The sequence below is a fragment of the Kitasatospora sp. NPDC001225 genome (genome assembly GCF_053597855.1).
Genome location: NZ_JBSFJC010000032.1, coordinates 1 through 22,166, shown reverse-complemented (window position 1 = coordinate 22,166; position 22,166 = coordinate 1). Strand labels below are relative to the sequence as shown.

Annotated in this window: 24 protein-coding genes; 13 read left to right on the top strand and 11 right to left on the bottom strand. The window is 74.0% G+C overall.

Annotated elements, in window-relative coordinates; translation table 11 throughout:
- Positions 1–106: 106 nt before the first annotated feature.
- Complete coding sequence (gene fdxA, locus ACWDCZ_RS13875) at positions 107–433, top strand: ferredoxin (protein ID WP_030061559.1); 327 nt, start codon at positions 107–109, stop codon at positions 431–433.
- Between the two features lie 20 nt (positions 434–453).
- Positions 454–1,602, top strand: coding sequence for a succinyldiaminopimelate transaminase (gene dapC, locus ACWDCZ_RS13870; RefSeq protein WP_074001371.1), 1,149 nt, complete (start codon positions 454–456; stop codon positions 1,600–1,602).
- 125 nt (positions 1,603–1,727) lie between these two features.
- Here the strand turns inward: dapC and ACWDCZ_RS13865 are convergent, their stop codons facing one another.
- On the bottom strand, positions 1,728–2,546 hold the full coding sequence (locus ACWDCZ_RS13865) for a hypothetical protein (RefSeq protein WP_387968424.1): 819 nt from the start codon (positions 2,544–2,546) through the stop codon (positions 1,728–1,730).
- 302 nt (positions 2,547–2,848) lie between these two features.
- Positions 2,849–3,841 (bottom strand): hypothetical protein, encoded by a 993-nt coding sequence (locus ACWDCZ_RS13860; protein ID WP_416875348.1) that lies wholly within the window; start codon positions 3,839–3,841, stop codon positions 2,849–2,851.
- A 203-nt stretch (positions 3,842–4,044) separates the two neighbouring features.
- Between ACWDCZ_RS13860 and dapE the strand changes: the two genes are divergently transcribed.
- Positions 4,045–5,121, top strand: coding sequence for a succinyl-diaminopimelate desuccinylase (gene dapE / locus ACWDCZ_RS13855; RefSeq protein ID WP_375874138.1), 1,077 nt, complete (start codon positions 4,045–4,047; stop codon positions 5,119–5,121).
- 111 nt (positions 5,122–5,232) lie between these two features.
- On the top strand, positions 5,233–6,042 hold the full coding sequence (locus ACWDCZ_RS13850; protein WP_049655631.1) for an LOG family protein: 810 nt from the start codon (positions 5,233–5,235) through the stop codon (positions 6,040–6,042).
- A gap of 130 nt (positions 6,043–6,172) precedes the next feature.
- Here the strand turns inward: ACWDCZ_RS13850 and folP are convergent, their stop codons facing one another.
- Positions 6,173–6,985: a dihydropteroate synthase gene (folP, locus tag ACWDCZ_RS13845; RefSeq protein ID WP_074001558.1), complete on the bottom strand. Its 813-nt coding sequence runs from the start codon at positions 6,983–6,985 to the stop codon at positions 6,173–6,175.
- A gap of 181 nt (positions 6,986–7,166) precedes the next feature.
- Between folP and ACWDCZ_RS13840 the strand changes: the two genes are divergently transcribed.
- Entirely contained in the window at positions 7,167–7,607 is a 441-nt protein-coding gene (locus ACWDCZ_RS13840; RefSeq protein ID WP_063780265.1) for a DivIVA domain-containing protein, read from the top strand.
- Positions 7,604–8,197, top strand: coding sequence for a DNA-3-methyladenine glycosylase I (locus tag ACWDCZ_RS13835; RefSeq protein ID WP_449816034.1), 594 nt, complete (start codon positions 7,604–7,606; stop codon positions 8,195–8,197). Before ACWDCZ_RS13840 ends, ACWDCZ_RS13835 begins: the two co-directional genes overlap by 4 nt.
- Positions 8,198–8,239: 42 nt before the next feature.
- Here the strand turns inward: ACWDCZ_RS13835 and ACWDCZ_RS13830 are convergent, their stop codons facing one another.
- The gene (locus tag ACWDCZ_RS13830; RefSeq protein ID WP_074001375.1) at positions 8,240–9,040 is read right to left on the bottom strand and encodes an enoyl-CoA hydratase-related protein; all 801 of its coding nucleotides are present in this window, start codon (positions 9,038–9,040) and stop codon (positions 8,240–8,242) included.
- Positions 9,041–9,337: 297 nt separating this feature from the next.
- Between ACWDCZ_RS13830 and ACWDCZ_RS13825 the strand changes: the two genes are divergently transcribed.
- On the top strand, positions 9,338–9,505 hold the full coding sequence (locus ACWDCZ_RS13825; protein ID WP_074001376.1) for a DUF3117 domain-containing protein: 168 nt from the start codon (positions 9,338–9,340) through the stop codon (positions 9,503–9,505).
- Positions 9,506–9,639: 134 nt separating this feature from the next.
- Here ACWDCZ_RS13825 and ACWDCZ_RS13820 read toward each other — a convergent pair whose 3' ends face one another.
- The gene (locus tag ACWDCZ_RS13820; RefSeq protein ID WP_049655642.1) at positions 9,640–10,272 is read right to left on the bottom strand and encodes an O-methyltransferase; all 633 of its coding nucleotides are present in this window, start codon (positions 10,270–10,272) and stop codon (positions 9,640–9,642) included.
- 287 nt (positions 10,273–10,559) lie between these two features.
- Between ACWDCZ_RS13820 and sigE the strand changes: the two genes are divergently transcribed.
- The 4 genes from sigE to ACWDCZ_RS13800 all read left to right on the top strand — a co-directional run bounded on the left by sigE (position 10,560) and on the right by ACWDCZ_RS13800 (position 13,787).
- On the top strand, positions 10,560–11,291 hold the full coding sequence (gene sigE / locus ACWDCZ_RS13815) for an RNA polymerase sigma factor SigE (protein ID WP_049655634.1): 732 nt from the start codon (positions 10,560–10,562) through the stop codon (positions 11,289–11,291).
- A gap of 122 nt (positions 11,292–11,413) precedes the next feature.
- The gene (locus tag ACWDCZ_RS13810) at positions 11,414–12,295 is read left to right on the top strand and encodes a zf-HC2 domain-containing protein (RefSeq protein ID WP_375874135.1); all 882 of its coding nucleotides are present in this window, start codon (positions 11,414–11,416) and stop codon (positions 12,293–12,295) included.
- Positions 12,296–12,455: 160 nt separating this feature from the next.
- Entirely contained in the window at positions 12,456–12,896 is a 441-nt protein-coding gene (locus ACWDCZ_RS13805) for a sec-independent translocase (protein WP_074001378.1), read from the top strand.
- A gap of 222 nt (positions 12,897–13,118) precedes the next feature.
- A complete protein-coding gene (locus ACWDCZ_RS13800; protein WP_049654115.1) occupies positions 13,119–13,787 on the top strand; it encodes a hypothetical protein in 669 nt (222 codons plus the stop codon).
- Positions 13,788–13,851: 64 nt separating this feature from the next.
- Here ACWDCZ_RS13800 and ACWDCZ_RS13795 read toward each other — a convergent pair whose 3' ends face one another.
- The 4 genes from ACWDCZ_RS13795 to ACWDCZ_RS13780 form a co-directional block, all read right to left on the bottom strand.
- A complete protein-coding gene (locus ACWDCZ_RS13795; protein ID WP_049654113.1) occupies positions 13,852–15,012 on the bottom strand; it encodes an Mrp/NBP35 family ATP-binding protein in 1,161 nt (386 codons plus the stop codon).
- A 56-nt stretch (positions 15,013–15,068) separates the two neighbouring features.
- The gene (locus tag ACWDCZ_RS13790) at positions 15,069–15,725 is read right to left on the bottom strand and encodes a DUF1003 domain-containing protein (RefSeq protein ID WP_079271870.1); all 657 of its coding nucleotides are present in this window, start codon (positions 15,723–15,725) and stop codon (positions 15,069–15,071) included.
- Positions 15,715–17,013 carry a magnesium transporter MgtE N-terminal domain-containing protein gene (locus ACWDCZ_RS13785; RefSeq protein ID WP_049654112.1) on the bottom strand — a complete coding sequence of 433 codons (1,299 nt, stop codon included), beginning with the start codon at positions 17,011–17,013 and terminating at the stop codon, positions 15,715–15,717. Before ACWDCZ_RS13785 ends, ACWDCZ_RS13790 begins: the two co-directional genes overlap by 11 nt.
- Before the next feature lie 128 nt (positions 17,014–17,141).
- Positions 17,142–17,681 (bottom strand): hypothetical protein, encoded by a 540-nt coding sequence (locus ACWDCZ_RS13780; RefSeq protein ID WP_049654123.1) that lies wholly within the window; start codon positions 17,679–17,681, stop codon positions 17,142–17,144.
- 85 nt (positions 17,682–17,766) lie between these two features.
- Between ACWDCZ_RS13780 and ACWDCZ_RS13775 the strand changes: the two genes are divergently transcribed.
- Entirely contained in the window at positions 17,767–18,735 is a 969-nt protein-coding gene (locus ACWDCZ_RS13775) for a DMT family transporter (RefSeq protein WP_449816033.1), read from the top strand.
- Between the two features lie 59 nt (positions 18,736–18,794).
- Here ACWDCZ_RS13775 and corA read toward each other — a convergent pair whose 3' ends face one another.
- Positions 18,795–19,916: a magnesium/cobalt transporter CorA gene (corA, locus tag ACWDCZ_RS13770; protein ID WP_049654109.1), complete on the bottom strand. Its 1,122-nt coding sequence runs from the start codon at positions 19,914–19,916 to the stop codon at positions 18,795–18,797.
- Positions 19,917–20,400: 484 nt separating this feature from the next.
- Here corA and ACWDCZ_RS13765 point away from each other — a divergent pair, with 484 nt between their 5' ends.
- Positions 20,401–21,042: a suppressor of fused domain protein gene (locus ACWDCZ_RS13765; RefSeq protein WP_079271871.1), complete on the top strand. Its 642-nt coding sequence runs from the start codon at positions 20,401–20,403 to the stop codon at positions 21,040–21,042.
- 89 nt (positions 21,043–21,131) lie between these two features.
- On the opposite strand, the gene ACWDCZ_RS13760 is transcribed toward ACWDCZ_RS13765, so the two are convergent.
- Positions 21,132–21,992, bottom strand: coding sequence for a PHP domain-containing protein (locus ACWDCZ_RS13760; protein ID WP_375874132.1), 861 nt, complete (start codon positions 21,990–21,992; stop codon positions 21,132–21,134).
- Positions 21,993–22,166 lie beyond the last annotated feature (174 nt).

Here is a 22,166-nt window from a genome sequence, read left to right as displayed (position 1 = left end):
GTCTCCGACCCGCGATACTAGGGGCGGGCATCGACGACGCCGCGCTCACCGCGCACGGCAGCAGAACAGAACGGGCCACCAGGCCCTTCCGAGGAGGAACGACAGCGTGACCTACGTCATCGCGCAGCCTTGTGTCGACGTGAAGGACAAGGCGTGCATCGAAGAGTGCCCGGTTGACTGCATCTACGAGGGCGAGCGATCGCTCTACATCCACCCGGATGAGTGTGTCGACTGTGGCGCGTGCGAGCCGGTCTGCCCGGTCGAGGCGATCTTCTACGAGGACGACACTCCGGAGGAGTGGAAGGACTACTACAAGGCGAACGTCGAGTTCTTCGACGACCTGGGTTCCCCCGGCGGCGCCTCCAAGCTCGGTCTGATCGAGCGTGACCACCCGTTCATCGCCGCTCTGCCGCCGCAGAACGCCGACCACTGACGATCGGTGGCACAACAGCTGTGAGTACCAACAGCACGCGCGCGCCGTTCCCGGGTCACCCGGGGGCGGCGCGCCGCGTTTCGGACAAGCTCCCCGTCTTCCCCTGGGACAAGCTGGAGCCGTACAAGGCGACCGCCCTGGCCCACCCCGGCGGGCTCTGCGACTTCTCCGTCGGCACCCCGGTGGACCCGGTCCCCGAGGTGATCCAGAAGGCGCTGGCCGCGCACACCGACACCCCCGGCTACCCGACCGTCTGGGGCCCGCTGGAGCTGCGCGAGGCGATCGCCGGCTGGCTGCACCGCCGCCTCGGCGCGGAGACCGGCCCGCAGGCCGTGCTCCCGACCGTCGGCTCCAAGGAGCTGGTGGCCTGGCTGCCGACCCAGCTCGGCCTCGGCCCCGGCGACCAGGTCGCCTACCCGCGCCTGGCCTACCCGACCTACGAGGTGGGCGCCCGGCTGTGCGGCGCCGAGCCGGTCGAGTACGACTCGGTGGACGAGCTGGACGGCTCCCGGGTGCGCCTGCTCTGGGTGAACTCGCCGTCCAACCCGACCGGCCGGGTGCTGGGCGCGGACGAGCTGCGCCGGGCCGTCGAGTGGGCCAGGGAGCACGGGGCGCTGCTGGTCAGCGACGAGTGCTACCTGGAGCTGGGCTGGGAGGCCGAGCCGGTCTCCGTCCTGCACCCGGACGTCTGCGGCGACGGCCACGAGGGCCTGCTGGCCGTCCACTCGCTCTCCAAGCGCTCCAACCTGGCCGGCTACCGCGCCTCCTTCGTGGCGGGCGACCCGGTGGTGGTCAGGGAACTGCTGGAGGTGCGCAAGCACGGCGGCATGATCGTGCCGGCGCCGGTCCAGGCGGCGACGGTCGCCGCGCTCGCGGACGACGCCCACGTGGCCGAGCAGCGCGAGCGGTACGCGGCCCGGCGCTCGGCGCTGCGGGCGGCGCTGGAGGCGTACGGCTTCCGGATCGAGCACTCCGAGGCGAGCCTCTACCTGTGGGCGACCCAGGACCGCCCGTGCTGGGAGACCGTGGCCGAACTGGCCGGGCTGGGCATCCTGGTGGCGCCCGGCGACTTCTACGGGCCGGCCGGCGACCGCTTCGTGCGGGTCGCGTTCACGGCGACCGACGAGCGGGTCGCCGCGGCCGTGGAGCGGCTGGGCGCGGCGAGCTGACCGCGACCGCGCCGAGCTCGGCGCGCCGACCGTAGCGGGCGACCGTACGGCGAAGGGGGCCGGTGTCACGGACACCGGCCCCCTTCGGGGTTCTCCCCGAGCCGGGGGTTGTGCGGCGGCGGGGGTTACAGCGGCAGGCCGCTGAGGCTGCCGCCGCTCAGGTTGCCGCCGCCCAGGCCGCCCAGCAGGCCGCCGAGCGGGCCGAGCGCGCCGGTGAGACCGGACAGCGGGCTGTTCGCGCCGAGGTCGGCACCGCCGAGGCGGTTGGCCGACCCGTGCTCGGCCAGGCCGAGCACGTCGGTGGCGGGCAGGTCGGCGGGCAGGGCGTGCTCGACCGAGCCGAGCGGCAGCGCGCGCTGCACCGCGCCGACCGGCAGGGCGTCGGCGACGGCGGTGCCGCCGGGGACGGCGCCGGTGAGCGTCTCGGCACCGGGCACGGCCTGGGTGACCGAGCCGGTCTGGGTGAGTCCGCCGAGCGGGCCGGTGCCGGCGGTGGCGCTGCGGGTCTCCGCGCTCTTGCCGGTGACGGCCTCGCCGAGCTTGCCGGCCAGGGACGAGGCGACCTTCGGGGTGACCGAGGAGAGCTGGCCCGCGGTCGCCGCGGTCTGGTCGACCGGGGCGGTCAGCGAGCCGGCCTTCTCGTTGGCCTCGGGCAGCTGCTGGGCGACGATGTTTCCGGCGGCGTCGGCGGAGGCCGGTACGCCGGCGGCGACGGTGGCCGCACCCGTGGTCCCGGCGGCCTGGCCGAGCTGGTGGGTGGTGTGCTGGAGGGTGGAACCGGTGTCGGTGTTGGCCAGCTGGCCCAGCGGTGCCGCGAGGTCGCTCTTGGGCAGCAGGGCGTCCCCGCCCAGGGCGGACGCGGAGCCGGCCGCGAGAAGCGGGGTCGCTCCGGCGGCCACGACGAGCGCGGCCTGGGCGATCCGGCGCGTGAGGGGGTGAGACATGGGGCTCCTCGAAGGGGTCTGGGTCCGTCCCGTCCGCCAAAGGACCGGGCGTGGACGACCGGGCGGACGACGTTGTTACCGCTTGAGAAGCCAGAAGGTTTCGGCCGACGCAAGGAATCTTCCTGGCCGACCATCGGATCGTACGACCACAACAGCGCTGTCCGACCGGCCCGGTCGGACGCCGTCGAACCGCCCCGGTCAAGGGGAGTGACGGTTCTCCAGCCGGGTTCGCCGGAGCGGGCGGCCGGTCCACCGGGGTTGACCGGAATCACCCGTCCGGCGGCAACCCGAACACCAGTGCGTCAACTCTTGTCGGCCGGGGCCAGCGTGACCTGGACGAGCTTGGTCGAGGTGCCCGAGGTCTGGTTCTGCCAGCCGTCCTCGGACTTGGACTTGCGCCAGATCTTCCCGTCGTAGGCGACCGTCGCGATGCCCAGCTGCTGGGCCTGGGCGACCGCCCAGTGGGCGACCTCCCAGCCGCTCGCCCGCTCGGCGCTCACCCCGCCGTCCGCCGCCCCCGCGTCCGGCGAGGAGGTCAGGGCGGCGGTGGCCGGGTCCGGGGTCAGCGAGACGGCGTTCTCGGCGCCCTTGATGGTCGAGGTGTAGCCGGTCGCCGGGGTCACCGTGCGGCCGAACTCCCGGCGCACCCGGTCGGACAGCACCTGGGCCCGGTCCGGCGCGGCGGCCGGGGCCGCGGTGGCGCCCGGGGTGGCGCCCGGCGCGGCCGAGGCGGAGTCCGCCGGGTCCGGCTTGGCGTAGTCGTGCACCACGCAGGAGAACGAGGCGGGCTCCCGGCCGGCCAGCGCCGAGGTGAGCAGGGTCGCCTTGGTCTCGTGCTTGGCGTAGGCCTGCGGGTAGCCGCTCTTCTGCACCGTCTGCGCGGCGTCGGTCAGCGGCATCCGGGTGTAGCCCGGGACCTTGACCAGGCCGTCCAGGAACTTGTTGGTCGCGTACACCGGGTCCGAGATCTGCGCCGGGGTGCCCCAGCCCATCGACGGCCGCTGCTGGAAGAGGCCGATCGAGTCCCGGTCGCCGCCCGCGAGGTTGCGCAGCTTGGACTCCTGCATGGCGGTCGCCAGCGAGATCGTGGTGGCCCGGTCCGGCAGCCCGCGCGAACGCGCCACCGCGGCGATCGTCGCGGCGTTGGCGGCCTGCGGCAGCTCCAGCGTGCCGTTCCCGGCCGCCGTCTTCACCGAGCACTCCTCGGACGCGCCGGGCTTGAAACCGAACCACCAGATCCCGACCACGGCCAGGCCGGCGACCATGGCCAGGCCGAGCAGCCCGACGATCACCATCAGCAGGGCGCGAAGCGGCCCGCGGCGGCGAGTGGGCTCCTCTTCGTCGCCCAGCTCTTCGCTGCTCCTTCTCCTGGCCACCGTCGCCCCTCTCGCGCCTGCACCTTGATCCGACACCGTACCCACTCGGACGGATGTGCGGCGCCTTCCGGTTGCCGTCACCCGCCTCCGACCGGACCGGGCCGCGGATTAGGCTGGCTCCCATGAGCAGCTCGAACCCGACGCCCCTGGACCTCACTCTCGACGGCGGCACGCTGACCGCCCGGCTCGTCGACATCCCCTCGGTGAGCGGCGACGAGCAGGCGCTCGCCGACGCCATCGAGACCGCGCTGCGCGGCTACCCGCACCTCACCGTGGACCGCCACGGCAACAACGTGGTGGCCCGGACGAACCTGGGCCGGGCCGAGCGCGTCGTCCTGGCCGGCCACCTGGACACCGTGCCGATCGCCGACAACCTCCCCTCGTGGGTCGAGGGCGACCTGCTCCACGGCTGCGGCACCACGGACATGAAGTCCGGCGTGGCCGTGCAGCTGCGCCTCGCCGCCACGGTGCCCGAGCCCAACCGCGACCTCACCTTCGTCTTCTACGACTGCGAGGAGGTGGAGGCCTCCCGCAACGGCCTCGGCCACCTGGCCAAGGACCACCCGGAGTGGCTGGCCGGCGACTTCGCGGTGCTGATGGAGCCCAGCGGCGGCATGGTCGAGGGCGGCTGCCAGGGCACCCTGCGGGCGCAGGTGCGACTCACCGGCGTGCGCGCCCACTCGGCCCGCAGCTGGCTCGGGGACAACGCCATCCACCACGCCGCCGAGGTGCTCACCCGGCTGGAGAACTACCAGCCGCGCCGGGTGGAGATCGACGGCCTGGAGTACCGCGAGGGCCTGAACGCGGTCCGGATCGACGGCGGCGTGGCCGGCAACGTGATCCCGGACGAGTGCGTCGTCACGGTCAACTTCCGCTACGCGCCGGACCGCGACGAGGTGGACGCGGAGAAGCACGTGCGCGAGGTCTTCGACGGCTTCGAGCTGACCGTCACCGACTTCGCCGTGGGCGCCCTGCCCGGGCTCTCCCAGCCGGCCGCCCAGGCCTTCCTGGAGGCCACCGGCGGCCAGGCCCGGGCCAAGTTCGGCTGGACCGACGTCGCCCGGTTCAGCGCGCTCGGCGTCCCGGCGGTCAACTACGGCCCCGGCGACCCGAACCTGGCGCACAAGCGCGAGGAGTACTGCTCGCTGAGCGCCATCGCCGAGGTCGAGGACCGGATGCGCGCCTGGCTGACCAGCTGAGCCGACGCCGGCGACGCTCGTCCGATCAGCAGTCGAACGCCACCTTCCGGATGCTCAACCGACCTTCCCCCGTTGCCTGAAAACGGGGGAGGGCGGGCGTAGGGTTTCGTCATGACAGGCACAGGAGACGAGAAGCACTACGGCCACGGCCCCGAGCAGGTCGGTGCGCCGCGGAAGAAGAAGGCCTGGCCCGAGAAGCAGAAGGGCCCGGTGCTGGTGCGCCGGGACCAGGTCGGTACGAGCACCACGGACCAGCGCCTGCTGGACACCACCGGTCCGACCGACTGGCTGCACACCGACCCGTGGCGGGTCCTGCGGATCACCTCGGAGTTCGTCGAGGGCTTCGGCGCCCTCGCCGAACTCCCTCCCGCGATCAGTGTCTTCGGCTCCGCCCGGACCCCGGTCGACTCGCCCGAGTACCAGGCGGGCGTGGCCATCGGCCGGGCCCTCGCCGAGGCCGGCTACGCGGTGATCACCGGCGGCGGCCCGGGCGCGATGGAGGCCGCCAACCGCGGCGCCTCCGAGGCGGGCGGCCTCAGCGTCGGGCTCGGCATCGAGCTGCCCTTCGAGCAGGGCCTCAACGAGTTCGTCGACCTCGGGCTGAACTTCCGCTACTTCTTCGTCCGCAAGACGATGTTCGTGAAGTACGCGCAGGGCTTCGTGGTCCTGCCCGGCGGCCTCGGCACGCTGGACGAGCTGTTCGAGGCGCTCACCCTGGTGCAGACGAAGAAGGTCACCCGCTTCCCGGTGATCCTCTACGGCAGCGCCTACTGGGGCGGCCTCTACGAGTGGCTGAAGGACACCCTGGTCGCGCAGGGCAAGGCGGCCCCGCACGACCTGGAGCTGTTCCACATCACCGACGAGATCGACGAGGTCATGAAGATCCTCGCCGACGCCCGCCGGCCCGCGAACGAGATCTAGCGCGAGCGAGCCGAAGGGTCGCGCCGGTGCCGAAAGCGAGGAGCGACAAGCGAGGGACGAGCGCCGGAGCGACGAACGTCGGCACCGGGTCCGAGCGCCCCGGAGGCGAGCCGAGCGCCGACAGGAGGGTTCACGCCAGCCCCCGGCGGGCGACCGCCGGGGGGCGGGTGCCCCGGATCGAGGCGACCATGTCCAGCACCTGGCGGGTCTCCGCGACCTGGTGCACCCGGTAGACCCGCGCGCCCAGCCAGGCCGAGACGGCGGTGGTGGCCAGGGTGCCGAGCAGCCGCTCGTTCACCGGCCGGTCCAGGGTCTCGCCGACGAAGTCCTTGTTGGAGAGCGAGACCAGCACCGGGAAGCCGGTCGCGGTCATCTCCGGCAGCCGCCGGGTGGCCTCCAGCGAGTGCCGGGTGTTCTTGCCGAAGTCGTGCCCCGGGTCGATGACCACCGCGTCCCGCCGCACGCCCAGCTCCACCGCGCGCTCGGCGAGCCCCACGGTCACCCGCAGGATGTCCGCCATCACGTCCTCGTACCCGACCCGGTGCGGCCGGGTACGGGGCTCGGCGCCGCCCGCGTGGGTGCAGACCAGCCCGGCGTCGTACCGGGCGGCCACCTCGGCGAGCCTCGGGTCCACGCCGCCCCAGGCGTCGTTCAGCAGGTCCGCGCCCACCTCGCAGACCGCCTCGCCGACCTCGTGCCGCCAGGTGTCCACGCTGATCACCGCCTCGGGGTGGCGCTTGCGCAGCTCGGCCACGAAGGGCACGGTGCGCCGCAGCTCCTCCTCGACCGTGACCTCGTCGCCCGGCCCGGCCTTCACCCCGCCGATGTCCAGGATCGCCGCGCCCTCGGCCATCGCGCGGTCCGCGGCGGCGAAGGCGGCCTCGTCGGCGAAGGTCGCGCCCTTGTCGAAGAACGAGTCCGGCGTCCGGTTGACGATCGCCATGATCACCAGCTCGTCGTCACCGAATTCCCGCGGTCCCAGGCGCAGTGCCACCGATGTCTCCTCCAGAGCTCCTGCGGGTGCGATGATGGCCCCCGGCCTCACTAAGGGACCATGCTGTCATGATCAGTGTGGTTGCCTGCCACCACATAGCGGACCGGCCGGGAGTTCGGGAGGACAGCTCGTGTTCTGGGTGATCGTGGTCGCCATGGCCGTGGTGGTCGGCGGTGCCGCCCTGGTGGCGCTCGGCGGGGGCGGCTCGATGCCGGAGGCGGCACCGGACCGGATCTCCGCGCGGCTGCCGCAGGACCGCCCGCTGGGCCGGGCGGACGTGGACGAGCTGCGCCTGCCGATGGCGCTGCGCGGCTACCGGATGGACGAGGTGGACGACGTCCTGGACCGCCTCGGCGCCGAACTCGCCTACCGCGACGCGCGGATCGCCGAGCTGGAGGCCGCCGCCCACCTGCGCGGCGCCGTCGAGGCGACCAGCGCCCCCGACCCGGCGGCCGAACCGCTGCCCGGCCTGGAGCAGTTCGCCCAGGTGGTCGAGCCGGCCGTGGTGCTCGCCAAGCAGCCGGCCGGGGAGCACGCCCCCGAGGACGCGAAGCCGGGGACGGAGAAGTGACCGACCCGGCCGGGGGCGCGGTGCTCGGCGCGGACGGCCTGCGCCGCTGCGGTTGGGGCGACTCCACCGACGACTACCGGGTCTACCACGACACCGAGTGGGGCCGCCCGGTGCACGGCGACGACGCGCTGTTCGAGCGGGTCTGCCTGGAGGCCTTCCAGTCCGGCCTGTCCTGGCTGACCATCCTGCGCCGCCGCGAGGGCTTCCGGGCCGCGTTCGCGGGCTTCCGGATCGCCGAGGTCGCCGAGTTCGGCGAGGCGGACAAGGAGCGCCTGCTCGCCGACGCCGGCATCATCCGCAACCGGGCCAAGATCGAGGCGGCGATCGCCAACGCGCGGGTCGCCCGCGACCTGGCGGGCGGCCTGGACGCGCTGATCTGGCAGTTCGCCGCCGAACCGGGCCGGCCGGCCCCCCGCACGATGGGCGAGGTGCCGGCCGTCACGCCGGAGTCGACGGCACTGGCGAAGGCGCTGAAGAAGGCGGGCTTCCGCTTCGTCGGCCCGACCACCGCGTACGCCCTGATGCAGGCCTGCGGGCTGGTCGACGACCACCTGGCGGACTGCCACGTCCGCACCGGCGTCAAGGGCTGACCGGCGGGTCCGGGCCGGCCGGCCCGGACCCGGACACCGGCCCTAGCGGCCCAGGTACGTCGGCTTCTCCTTGGCGATGAAGGCGCGCACCGCGATCCGGTGGTCCTCGCTGTCGCCGGCCAGCGTCTGCAACTCGTCCTCCTTGTCGAGGAGTTCGTCCAGCGAGTGGGAGGCGCCGTAGGCCAGCGACTCCTTGATGGCGCCGTAGGCGACGGTCGGGCCCTCGGCCAGCTCGCGGGCGAAGGCCCGTGCGGTGGCGGCGAGTTCCCCGGCCGGCACCACCCTGGTGGCCAGGCCCAACTCGGCGGCCTCGGCGGCCTTGACCGTGCGGGGCAGCATCAGCAGCTCGGTGGCCCTGGCGTGCCCGACCAGCCGGGGCAGCGTCCAGGAGGCGCCCGAGTCGGCCGTCAGCCCGATCCCGGCGAAGGCGGTGTTGAAGCCGGCCCGGTCGGACAGGACGCGGAAGTCGCAGGCGAAGGCGAGCGAGGCGCCGGCCCCGGCCGCCACCCCGCCGACCGCGGCGACGGTCGGCTTGCGCATCCCGGCCAGCGCCCGCACCAGCGGGTTGTAGTGCTCGCCGACGGTCCGCAGCGCGCCCTCGCCGGTCTCCTCGGCCCGCTTCAGCATGGCCAGGTGCTCGTTCAGGTCCTGTCCGACGCAGAACGCCCGCTCGCCCGCTCCGGTGAGCAGGACGGCCCGCACCGCCGGGTCCGCGGCCGCGGCGGTCACGGCGTCGCGCAGCGCGACCTTGGTGGCGACGTCGAGCGCGTTCATCGCCTCCGGGCGGTTGATGGTGATGACGGCCAGGCCGCCGTCCAGCTCGTACAGCACGGAATCGGACATGGGTGAGGGCTCCCGGGATCGAGGCGTTGTCGGTCGTGTGTGTCAGGATGCCGGAGCACGCGGGGGCCTGGGGAGTGTGAGGTATCGCACCTTCGGGCGGTGTCCGCACCACCGCCACGCCGGGGCTTATGACGTGGTTTGCGGCGGTTGGGGGCGGTCCGGTCGTGGTTGCACCGAGAGTGATGTTGGTCATCAGCCCGTGGCATGCGGGATAATGGCTTCCGATCAATGCGTTCGATACCGGCGGTGGACGGACTGCCGGTGCGTAGCTGAGCGGTTGCAGGAAGGGGAACGAGCATGGCGGCCATGAAGCCGCGGACGGGTGACGGCCCGCTCGAAGTCACCAAAGAGGGACGGGGCATCATCATGCGCGTTCCGCTCGAAGGCGGCGGACGCCTTGTGGTGGAGCTCACGCCGGACGAGGCCCAGGCCCTCGGCGAGGCCCTGAAGAAGGCCTGCGGCTGACCGCAGCAGGTGCTCGCCATCTCCTGGAGATGTGCTGCCGGGCCCGGGTTCGACGTCATGTCGGCCCGGGTCCGCACGTTTTCCCGGGCCCGAAGGGGCGCCGGGCTCGGCGCCCGACGCTCAGCGCTTGATGTTCAGCGCTTGACGGCGCAGAGCAGCCCGTCCGACACCGGCAGCAGCGCCGGCAGCAGGGCCTCGCTCTCCCGCACGTCCCGGACCAGGTCCCGGACCGCGCCGGTCTGCGGGTCCTGGAGCTCCGGCTCGGCCAGCCGGCCCTCCTGGAAGACGCCCTCGAAGCAGACCATCCCGCCCGGCCGCAGCAGCCGCAGCGCCTCCCGCAGGTACTCGCAGGACTCGACCGGGTCGCCGTCGCAGAACACCAGGTCGTACTGGCCGTCGGCGAGCCGGGGCAGCACCTCCAGCGCCCGGCCCGGTATGAACCGGGAGCGGTTGGCCGCGAACCCGGCCGCCTGGTACGCCTCGCGGGCCAGCTGCTGGCGCACCGGCTCGGAGTCGACCGTGGTGAGCACGCCGTCCGGCCGCATTCCGCGCAGCAGGTAGACCCCGGACACCCCGGTGCCGGTGCCGATCTCGGCCACCGCCTTGGCGTCCAGTGCGGCGGCCAGCAGCCGCAGGCAGGCCCCGCCGCTCGGTCCGATCGCCCGTATCCCGGTCCGCGCGGACTGCGCCCGGGCGTAGGTCAGCACGGCGTCCTCGCTCACGTAGGTGTCGGCGAGGGCCGCGTGCGCGGGCCCGAACTCGCTGATGGCTGCCTCTTTCGGAGCCCCGGGCGAGGCCCGGTGCCGAAGGATGTCGATATTTCCTGGCACAGATTACTGGCCGACCGGGAACCGCGTACGGCGGCGGGCCGTTGTCAGGACGGACCGGGTGCGGAAGACCTCCCGGGCACTTTTATCCGGGCTTGACGGGTGAGGTGGATATGGTGGTGGCCCTGCTGGGCAGAAGAGCCGACCGAGGAGGTGTGGCCGAGGGCGACGTCCCTGTGCGGCGGCACTCCCGCGGCACCGCGTCAGCCCGTACGCCGAAGCCCGTGATGAACCAGCCTGCGCACTCCGACCTGGACCAGCCCGTGGCCGCGACGCCGGCCGGCGGCGCCACCGAGGCCCCCGCCCTCGCGACCTTCACCGAGGGTCCCGACGCGCAGACCTGGACTCCGCCCAGCTGGGAGGAGATCGTCGAGGCGCACAGCGCCCGCGTCTACCGGCTCGCCTACCGCCTGACGGGCAACCAGCACGACGCCGAGGACCTCACCCAGGAGGTCTTCGTCCGGGTGTTCCGTTCGCTGTCCACGTACACCCCCGGCACGTTCGAGGGCTGGCTGCACCGGATCACCACCAACCTCTTCCTGGACATGGTCCGCCGCCGCCAGCGCATCCGCTTCGACGCGCTCGGCGAGGACGCGGCCGAGCGGCTCGCCTCCCGCGAGCCGAGCCCGGCCCAGCACTTCAGCGACACCCACTTCGACGCCGACGTGCAGCAGGCGCTGGACACCCTGGCGCCGGAGTTCCGCGCCGCGGTGGTGCTCTGCGACATCGAGGGCCTGTCCTACGAGGAGATCGCCGCCACGCTGGGCGTCAAGCTCGGCACCGTCCGCAGCCGCATCCACCGCGGCCGCTCGCACCTGCGCGCCGCGCTCAAGCACCGCGCCCCCGGCTCGGCCCCCGGCCGGGAGCGCCGCGGCGGCTCGGAGGAGCCGGTGCCGGTCGGCGTCGGCGCGGTCGAGGCCGCGGTCGCGCCCGGTGGGCGCGGACGGAGGCGGTCGTGAGCGGAACCAGCCGGTCCGGTTCGGGTCGGTCGGACGCCTCCGACCGGTCCCCGAACCGACGGGGCTGGGCCCTGCCGGGCCGTCGCGGAGGCGACGAACCCGGTGAGCCCGTGCTGCCCGCGGTGGCACTGCCCGCGGACACGGCGCTGCACGCGCTTCCCGTCCGCCCCGCCGCACCCGCCGAGGACCACCACCTCGGCGAGCGCCTCTCCGCCTTCCTGGACGGCGAGCTCGGCCACGACTCGCGCGACCGCGTCCAGGCCCACCTGGCGACCTGCCCGCACTGCCTCGCCGAGGTCGACGAGGCCCGCGCCGTCAAGCACATGCTGACCCGCACCGGCACGCCCGGCCCGTCCTCCGCGCTGATGGCCCGCCTGATGGCCGTCGGCGGCCTTCCCGAGGACGCCCCGGCGGACGGCGACTGGCCGGCCGGCCGCGGCCGCCGCGATGACGACGACGACCTGCCCGGCGGCGGGGTCGCCGCCGCCGGGACGCTCGGCGGCAGCCGGCTCGACGGCGGCTCCTTCGGCCGCGGTGCCGGGGCCTCCTTCGGCGCCGGCGCGCTCGGCGCGGACACGCCGCTGCCCGGGGTCGACCCGCGCGCCTTCGGGCGCGGCGCGGTGCTGCGGCCGCTGATGGGCCGGCGCTCCGCCCGCCCCGAGCCCACCGCCGCCCCCGCCCGTCCGCAGTCCTCCGCGGCCGTCGTCCGCCCGCCCGCGCGGGGCCGCCGGCTGGTGTTCGCCGCCGCGGGCGCCTTCTCCGTCGCCGCGGTGACGCTCGGCGGTGTCGGCGGGCTCAGCACGCAGGGCGAGGAGCGCCACGGCACCACCGTCAGCCCGCCCGGCTCCGGCACCGGACGCGGCGGCGGCCTCGTCCCGATGAACGCCCAGGTCCCGGTGGACTTCCCCGGCCGCCCGGTCGCCGCGACCCGCGACGCGACCCCGCCGGGCTCCCCGGAGCGCTACCCCGGGGGCGCCGTGGCACAGCGCCAGCAGACCCGCTAGAACAACCCTCGACGGACCCGGGACGCGCGCTCGATCCCCCGTCCGGACGGCCTCGGCCACCGGCAGGTCTTTACCACGGCTTCATCCCAGCGTGGACCAGGGACTCGCCGGTGGCCATTACCCTGTAGGAACCGTCGTCCGACGAGCTAGGGAGCCAAAGGTGTTCAGCGACGTGAGCGGGCTGGAGGTGCTGACCCTCGTCGTGATGGCCATCATCATCTTCGGTCCGGACAAACTGCCGAAGCTGATCCAGGACACCATGAACGTCGTCCGGAAGATCCGTTCCTTCGCCGACAACGCGAAGGAGGACATCCGCAGCGAGCTGGGCCCCGATTTCCAGGACTTCGAGTTCGAGGACCTGAACCCCAAGACCTTCGTCCGCAAGCAGCTCATGGGCGGCGAGGAGGACCCGCTGGGACTCAAGGGGATGAAGGACTCGCTGGACATCCGCTCCGTCCTGGACGACAAGCCCGCGGCCCCGGTCAACGGCCGCAGCGGCAGCGTCAGCTTCGAGAAGTCCGCGCCGGCCCCCGCCTCCGCCTCCGCCGGCGCCCCGCTGGCCCCCGGCGAGCGCCCCCCGTTCGACCCCGACGCCACCTGACCGACCCCGCGTACGGCGCCCCGGCGCCGCGCCACCGCCCCGCCCGGCCACCCGGCTGAGCGGGGCGGTGGCGTGTGCGCCGCTATTGTGCTGATTGCTCCCGCTGAGCCGTCCGTCACACCGCGCCCCGTCGCGGAGCGGTAACGGCCCCGGGGAGCGCCGCGGTACGCCACCATGGGAGCGCGCCACGGCAGGCAAACGTGTGTTTGAGGAGGCCCGGGGATGGACGCGACGAGTCAGGCGGGAGGGGCGACGGCCACGGCCGGCGGCCCGGTGGTCGGCGGACAGGCGGGCCCGGCGGACCCGCTGGTGCCCTACCTGTCCGCAGACTTCCCCTGGTACGGGCTGGACGAGGGCTGGACCGGCCGTCGCTTCCTGGTGCAGGCCGGCGCCGGCCCCCGCACCGCGGGCAGCGTCGACTACGGCTCGCTCGGCCACGGCGAGGAGCCGGCCCAGCGGTACGAGCCGCGCGACGTGCGGAAGTTCGCCGTCGTGGTCACCGTGGCCCGCCGGGACAGCCGCCGCAGCGCCGACAACACCGGCACCCTGGAGGCGACCTCCGCCTCCTCCGCCGCCTGGCTGGCCGGCTCCGGCCTGCTCGCCGGCACCTGGCCCGGGCAGCTGGACCGGGCGCTGCGCCAGGACTGGCTGGACCAGCAGAGCAGCCTCGCCTGGGACCTCGCCGACGACCTGGCCGGCCCGGGCTGGTCCACCCTCAGCCTGCCGGTCAACGGCCTGCCGCAGCCCTTCCGCTACCGCGAGTCCGAGTACGGCTGGGTGCTGGCCGGCGAGGCCCCCGGCGTCCTGCTCGGCGCCTACGGCCGCGGCGTCAGCGCGTACGGCCTCGGCTTCTCCACCGTCCCGGACCTGACCGCCTACACCCGGCCGTAGGGCCCGCGGCGGTACGGCGAAGGGCCGGGTGGTCAGACCCACCCGGCCCTTCGTCGTCACCGTCTCAGAACTTGTTCCTGGGCGTCAGGCCCAGCGACATCCCGGACAGCCCGCGCTGGCGGCCGCCGAGCTTGCCGGCCACCGCGCGCAGGGCGACGCCGGCCGGGGAGTCGGGCGCGGCGAGCACGACCGGGCGGCCGTCGTCGCCGCCCTCGCGCAGCCGCACGTCGATCGGGATCGAGCCGAGCACCGGGACGGTCGCGCCGACGGTGCGGGTGAGCGCGTCCGCGACGGTCTGGCCGCCGCCGGTGCCGAAGACGTCGATCATCTCGTCGCAGTGCGGGCACGGCATGCCGGACATGTTCTCGATCACGCCGACGATCTTCTGGTGGGTCTGCACCGCGATGGTGCCGGCCCGCTCGGCCACCTCGGCGGCGGCCATCTGCGGGGTGGTGACGATCAGGATCTCCGCGTTGGGGACCAGCTGGGCCACCGAGATGGCGATGTCGCCGGTGCCGGGCGGCAGGTCCAGCAGCAGCACGTCCAGGTCGCCCCAGTACACGTCGGCGAGGAACTGCTGGAGCGCGCGGTGCAGCATCGGGCCGCGCCAGACCACCGGGGCGTTGCCCGGGGTGAACATGCCGATCGAGATGACCTTCACGCCGTTCGCCTGCGGCGGCATGATCATGTCCTGGACCTGGGTCGGCCGGCCCTCGACGCCCAGCATGCGCGGCACGCTGTGGCCGTAGATGTCGGCGTCCACCACGGCGACCTTCAGGCCGTCGGCGGCCATCGCGGCCGCCAGGTTGACGGTCACCGAGGACTTGCCGACGCCGCCCTTGCCGGAGGCGACGGCGTAGACCCGGGTCAGCGTGCCCGGCTTGGCGAACGGGATCTCCCGCTCGGGGGCGCCGCCGCGCAGCAGCTGGGACAGCTCCTTGCGCTGCTCGTCGCTCATCACGTCGAGCTCGACCTCGACGCCGGTCACGCCGGGGACCTTCCCGACCGCCTCGCGCACCCGGGTGACGATGGTGTCGCGCATCGGGCAGCCGGAGACCGTCAGGTAGACCGCGACGCTCACCACGCCGCCCTCGGCGATCCCGACCGATTTCACCATGCCGATCTCGGTGATCGGGCGGTTGATCTCCGGGTCGTTGACGGTCGCCAGCGCCTGGCGTACGGACTCCTCCGTGACGCCGGCCGCGACCTCTGTCTCGTTGGCCATGCCTTGATGGTACGGCGCCCGGCGAAGTCGTTAACCGGTCGGTAGCGTGCCGCGGGTCACAGCGGCTCGGGGGCTTCCCGGCGTTCGTCGATCTCCTTGAGCAGGGACTGGAGTTCGGACCGGATGCTGCCCAGTTCAGAAGTGATGAAGGCCCGGGTGGCGACCTCGCCGAGCCCGTGCCGAAGGGCCGCGACCTCGCGGGTCAGGTACTCGGTGTCGGCGATGTTGCGGTCGCTGCGGGCGCGGTCCTGCTCCATGTTGACGCGGTCCCGGTTGTCCTGCCGGTTCTGCGCCAGCAGGATCAGCGGGGCCGCGTACGAGGCCTGCAGGGACAGCGCCAGGGTCAGGAAGATGAACGGGTACTCGTCGAAGCGCACGGACATCGGCAGCAGCGTGTTCCACGCTATCCAGACGACGACCACCACCGTCATCCAGACGATGAACCGCCCGGTGCCGAGGAAGCGGGCGATCCGCTCGGACAGGACGCCGAAGGCCTCCGGGTCGTAGGAGGGCAGCGTGAGCAGGCCGGGCCGGGCGGTGCGCGGCTGGTCGAGCCGGGCGCGGCCGGTGCCGGTGATCGGCGCGGTCTCCGCGCGCCGGTCCCGGGCGCCCTCGCGGGTGCGCAGCTCGCGTAGCTGCCGCAGCTGGCGCAGTTCGCCTTGGAGGCGCCGGCGTGCGGAGTCGTCCGACCGTCCGCTGCGGTCACCGTCCATCGGTCACCCCTTCCGTCTCGTCGTCGCGGACCTCGTCGTGGGCGTGCAGCGCGGCGTCGCGCCAGTCGTCCGGCAGCAGGTGGTCGAGCACGTCGTCGACGGTCACCGCGCCGAGCAGGTGGTCCGCGTCGTCGACGACCGGCGCGGCGACCAGGTTGTAGGTCGCCAGGTAGCTGGTGATCAGCGACAGCGGGGTGTCCGGCGGCAGCGGGTCCAGGTCGTCGTCGACCAGCGAGCCGACCAGGACGTACGGGGGCTCGCGCAGCAGCCGCTGGAAGTGCACGGTGCCCAGGTAGCGGCCGGTCGGGGTCTCGTTCGGCGGGCGGCAGACGAAGACCTGCGCGGCCAGCGCGGGCTTGTGGTCGCTGACCCGGACCCGGGCCAGCGCCTCGGCGACCGTCGCGTCCGGCTCCAGCACGATCGGCTCGGTGGTCATCAGACCGCCGGCGGTGTCCTCCTCGTACGTCAGCAGGCGGCGCACCGGCGCGGCCTCGTCCGGCTCCATCAGCTGGAGCAGCCGCTCGGCCTCGTCGCCGGGCAGCTCGGAGAGCAGGTCGGCGGCGTCGTCCGGGTCCATCGCCTCCAGGACGTCGGCGGCGCGCTCCTCCTGGAGCTTGCCGATGATCTCGACCTGGTCGTCCTCGGGCAGCTCCTCCAGGACGTCGGCCAGCCGCTCGTCGTCGAGGGCGGCGGCGACCTCGGCCCGGCGCTTGGCGGACAGGTGGTGCAGCACGCTGGCGAGGTCGGCGGGGCGCAGCTGCTCGAAGGTGGCGAGCAGGTTGGCCGCGCCCTGGTCCTGCTCGGGCAGCGAGAAGCCGGTGACGTCCTGCCAGTCCAGGGTGAGCCGCTCGCCCTTGCCCTTGCGCAGCCGGCCGGCCCGGCCGACCTGGACGAAGACCTTGCTGATCTCCCACTCGCGCAGCCGGGTCTGCACCATGCCGACGTCCAGCACGGTGACGTCCTCGGCGGTCTTGGACCAGGTGACGGTGCGGTCCAGCAGCTCGGCGAGCACCAGGGTCTCGGACGGGCGCTGCTCGAAGCGGCGCAGGTTGATCACGCCGGTGGTGAGCACCTGGCCGGACTCCAGGCTGGTCACCCGGGTCATCGGCAGGAAGATCCGGCGCCGGCCGACCACCTCGACCACCAGGCCGAGCACGCGCGGCGGGCGGCCGCCGAGCCGCAGCGACACGACCACGTCCCGGACCCGCCCGACCTGGTCGCCGTTCGGGTCGAACACCGCGATGGCGGACAGATGGGAGATGAAGACCCGGGTGCCTGGCCCTGCCATGGACTCCCTCGACTCGCTCGACGCCGTACCGGGTGCGCCGGGGGCGCACTCGCGGCCAAGGCTACCCGCGTGTTCCGGGCCCGGCCGGGAGGCACGGTAGCCGCCGGACGCGTCCTGGGCATGAACCTTTAACGGCGCTTGAACAGCAGTTTGGGCAGGCCGGCCGGGATCGGCAGCCGGGTGGTGGCCGGGGTGGGCATCGGCTGGGCGGCGTGCGAGCCGTCCGGCATCGCCCCGGGGTGCTCGGTGAGCGGGCCGGTCGGCTCCAGCCGCAGCACCCGGCACTCGCGGGCCCAGCGCTCGGTGATGGCGTCGGTGTCGGGCGCGTTCAGCCGCTTGCCCTTGAGCTCCTCGACGGCGCCCAGCCAGGCCTCGCTGCCCGGGGCGGGTTCGACCACCCGGGCGCTCCAGCCGGTCAGCCGGCCGCCCTTGTCCTTGCTGCGGACGGTGACCACGGCCCCGGCGCCGGGCTCCAGGCCGTGCAGCGGCTGCTCGGCGCCCCCGCCGACCACCACGACCGCGCCGTCGTGCCAGGCGTGCCACAGCGGCCGGGCCTGCTCCTGCCCGTCCGCGCGCACCCAGAGCAGGCCGGACTTCTTCGCGGCCTCCTCCAGCAGGGCCCGGTCGAGGAAGTCGTCGGCGGTCGCGGCGGCGGGCGTACGGTCCATGGCGGACAGCGTACGGCTTTCGGCGTCCACCGGGCGTCTCAGCCTCCGGGCGACAGTTCCATTGCGCCGCCACGGGCCTTACCGTATGACCGCCCCACCCCCGCGACCAGCAAGGAGCGCCGTGCCCGCCGCCCGGCCCGCGACCGCCCCCTCCGCCGCCCCCGCGACCGCCGACCCGGGGCCGGCGCACCCGCTGCCCACCCTCGACCTGCTGCTGCTCGCCGTCTCGATCGGCGGCATCTCGCTGTCCGGCCCGCTGATCAGCGCCACCGCCGCGCCCGCGCTGGCGATCGCCCTCTGGCGCAACGTCATGTCGGTCGGCGTCCTCGGCCCGTACGCGCTGCTGCGCCACCGCGCCGAACTGCGCGGGATCGGCCGGCGGGCGCTGCTGCTCGCGGTGGCCGCCGGGGCGCTGCTCGCCGTGCACTTCGCGCTCTGGATGCCCAGCCTGCGGATGACCTCGGTGGCCTCGGCCACCGCCCTGGTCACCACCACCCCGCTGTGGACCATCCTGCTGATGCGGCTGATGGGCGTCCGGGCGCCGCGACTGGTCTGGCTCGGCACGGTCGTCGCCTTCGCCGGGGTGCTGGTGCTGACCGGCGTCGACCTCTCGCTCTCCCCGCGCGCGCTGGTGGGCGACGCGCTCGCGCTCGCCGCCGGCCTGGCCGCGGCCGGGTACATGCTGCTGGGCGCCGAGGTCCGCAAGACCGTCAGCACCACCGCGTACACGCTGGTCTGCTACGCCACCACGGCCGTGGTGCTGCTGGGGATCTGCCTGGTCGCCGGCACGCCGCTGGCCGGGTGGCCGGCCGGGGTGTGGTGGCAGATCGTGCTGCTGATGGTCGCCGCCCAGCTGCTCGGCCACTCGCTGAGCAACCGCGTGGTGCGCAGCCTCGGGCCGTCCGTCACCTCGACCGCGATCCTGATGGAGACGCCGGGCGCGGCGCTGATCGCCGCCCTCTGGCTGGGCCAGTGGCCGCCGGCGGCCGCCTACCCGGCGGTGGTGCTGATCCTGCTCGGGCTGGTCCTGGTCGCCCGCGGCGGGCGGCGCTGACCGCAGGCTCCGGCCGGGGTGCCGCCCTCAGCGGGGCCCGGGTGCCGACGCCGGCGCGGTCAGAGCCAGCCGTTGCGGCGGAAGCCCCGGTACATCCCGAAGCAGATCAGCACGATCGCGCCGAGCACCGTCGGGTAGCCGTACTTGTGGTGCAGCTCCGGCATGTACTCGAAGTTCATGCCGTAGACACCGGTGATCATGGTGGGCACCGCGAAGATCGCCGCCCAGGCGGTGATCTTGCGCATGTCCTCGTTCTGCGCCACCGAGACCTGCGCCAGGTTCGCCTGGAGCAGCGAGTTCAGCAGCTCGTCGAAGCCGTGCACCTGCTCGGCGACCCGGGCCAGGTGGTCGGCGACGTCCCGGAAGTACTTCTGGATGTCCGGGTCGACCAGCCGCTGGAGCGGCTCGGACAGCTGCTGCATCGGGCGCAGCAGCGGCGCCACGGCACGCTTGAACTCCAGGACCTCGCGCTTGAGTTGGTAGACCCGGCCGACGTCGGCGCTGCGCCCGCCCTTGGCCGAGAAGACGCCGTACTCGATCTCGTCCACGTCGTTCTGGAGCCGCTCGGCGACCAGCAGGTAGTTGTCCACGACGTGGTCGGCGATCGCGTGCAGCACCGCCGCCGGGCCCTTGGAGAGCAGCCCGGCCTCGTCCGCGTCGGCCTCCAGCCGGTGGCGCAGCTCCTGCAACGAGCCGTGGCCGCCGTGCCGGACGGTGATCACGAAGTCCCGGCCGGCGAAGACCATCAGCTCGCCGGTCTCCACCACCTCGCTGGTGGGCGTGAGCTGGTCGTGCTCGACGTAGCGGATGGTCTTGAAGACGGCGAACAGCACGTCGTCGTAGCGCTCGACCTTGGGCCGCTGGTGCGCGTGCACCGCGTCCTCGACCGCGAGCGGGTGCAGGCCGAAGCGCTGGGCGATCCCCTCGAACTCGGCCTCGGTCGGCTCGTGCAGCCCGATCCAGCTGAACGAGCCCTCGCCCTCGGGGAGTTGGTGGGCGGCCTTGACCCGGTGGGCGGCCTCGCGCGGGCTGCACGTCTCGCCCCTGCGCTTGCCGTGCTGGTAGACCGCGCAGTCCACGACCGCCGAACCGGCGTCCTCGGGCAGGACGGCGTAGACGCCGGCCGCGCCCCGGCGGCGGTTGGTGCGGACGGCGGCGCGCAGGCTGTTGATCATCGACATGGCAGGCTCCCAGAGGCAGGAACCGTCGCGCGGCCGCGCGGAAGGAAAAACGTTCGGCCGCGGTACGACGGCGGAGAACACCGGTGAAACGGGGGATGAAAGTGCTCTCCCGGCCGGTCCGTCCGCCGTGGGGCCTGTGCCCGGGGCTACCGCGGCTGATTCAGCCGGTTGGGCCTGCGGGGCGCGGGGTACGGGGAAGTCGGGGCCGGGCAGAGCTGCCGGTACTGCATGGTCGGCCGGTATCCACCGCAACCACCTCCTTCGCGCCGCCGCCCCGGGACGAACGATCCCGGTGGCCAGTCGCTCACCCTAACATCTGACCGGGCGTCGAGGCCGAGGGGTTCCCGGAGGTTTCCGAAGGCTTTACGGGATCCTTGCCCCGCCCGGCCGTTGCCCCGCCACGGCGCACCGCCGCACCGCCGTCGCACCGCCTCCGGCCCGCCCGCACGCGGCCCGCGAACCCCCGGGGGTTACGCTCACCGGCATGGCGCACGACTTCCCGCTCTTCGGCGACCCCCACGGCGGCAGCTCCCCGGAGCTCACCCGGGAGGCGGTGCTGGCCGCCGTCGAGGCCCGGCTGATCTCCACCTTCGGCGAACCGGGCGGCCGCGCCGCGGTCACCTTCCTCGGCGCCGACCGGATCGAGGTGCTGCGCTTCGGCCCGGACGCCGAGGGCCTGGTGCGGTACGCGACGCTCGGCATGTCCGCCGCACCGATGGCCGACCCGACCGCGCCGGTCGCCGACCAGGTGCGCGGCCCGCGCGTCGAACTGGTGCTGACGGTCCGGGGCGGGCGCGACAGCGTGCTGCGCACCCTGGCCACCTTCGCCGCCACCCCGCAGGTCGAGGGCCTGGTGGTGGCCCCGGGCGGCTCGCTGGACCTCGGCTCGCCGCTCTGGGACGGCGCGCCCTTCACCTCGGTGCTCGCGGCCGAACCGGGCGGCCTGGTCGAGGACCTGGAGCTGGCCGAGCCGGCCGACCCGGTCCGCTTCCTGCCGCTGCTGCCGATGACGCCCAACGAGGCGGGCTGGAAGCGGGTGCACGGCGCGGCCGCGCTCCAGGAGCGCTGGCTCGACCAGGGCGCCGACCTGCGCGACCCGGGCCGACGCGGCGTCCGGCTGGACTGACCGCCGCCCGGCCGTACTCCGAACTCCGAACGCCGGGCCAAGGGACTCATCATCCCCTTGGCCCGGCGTTCGCGTTCGTTCGCGTCCGCTCAGCGCTCGATCGGCTTCGCGCCGGTCGCCTGCGCCAGCAGCGCCCCGTACACCTCCGGGTCGGTGGTGTGCTCGCCGAGCCGTACGGTCTTGCGGGTGCCGTGGTAGTCGCTGGAGCCGGTGACCAGCAGGCCGAGCTCGCCGGCCAGGCCGCGCAGCCGCTCCCTGGTCTCCTCGTCGTGGTCGGTGTGGTCGACCTCCAGCCCGGCCAGTCCGGCCGCCGCGAGGTCGGCGATCACCTGGTCGGAGACCGTCCGGCCGCGCTTGACCGCGCCGGGGTGGGCGAACACCGGCACCCCGCCGGCCGCCCGGACCAGCCGGACCGCCGTGACCGGGTCGGTCTCGTGCTTGCGGACGTCCGCCCGCCCGCCGTTGGCCAGCCAGTCGGCGGTGAAGGCGTCCGAGACGGTGGCGACCACGCCGGCCTCGACCAGCGCGCTGGCGATGTGCGGCCGGCCGACCGAGCCGGCCCCGGCGATCCGCCGCACCTGCTCCCAGCTGATCTCCGCGCCGAGCTCCCGGCAGCGCTCCACGATCGCCCGCCCGCGCCGGAACCGGTCGGTGCGCACCAGGTCCCGCTCGCGCGCGAACTCCGGCTCCTCGGGGTCGAACAGGTACGCCAGCAGGTGCAGGCTGATCCCGTCCACGGCGCAGGACAGCTCGGCGCCCGGGACGACGGTCAGCCGGCTGCCCGCGGGCAGTGCGCGCACCGCCCCGGCGGCCTCGGCGTGGCCGGCCACGGTGTCGTGGTCGGTCAGCGCCACCACGTCGAGGCCCGCGGCGACGGCCGCCGCGACCAGCTCGGCCGGGCTGTCGGTGCCGTCGGAGGCGTTGCTGTGGGCGTGCAGGTCGATGCGCACGGATCGGGCTCCTGGAGGCTCGTGGGTGCCGCCCAGGATAGGCCTAGGGCCGGTCGTCAAACTCGCGTCTGCGGGGCGACGCCGGGGCACGCACCTCGCCGCGTTGTCGTCGGTCGCCAATGCTCCGCAGTGGCTCCCTCCTCCGCCTTGCGATGCACGCACCCCAACGCCGCC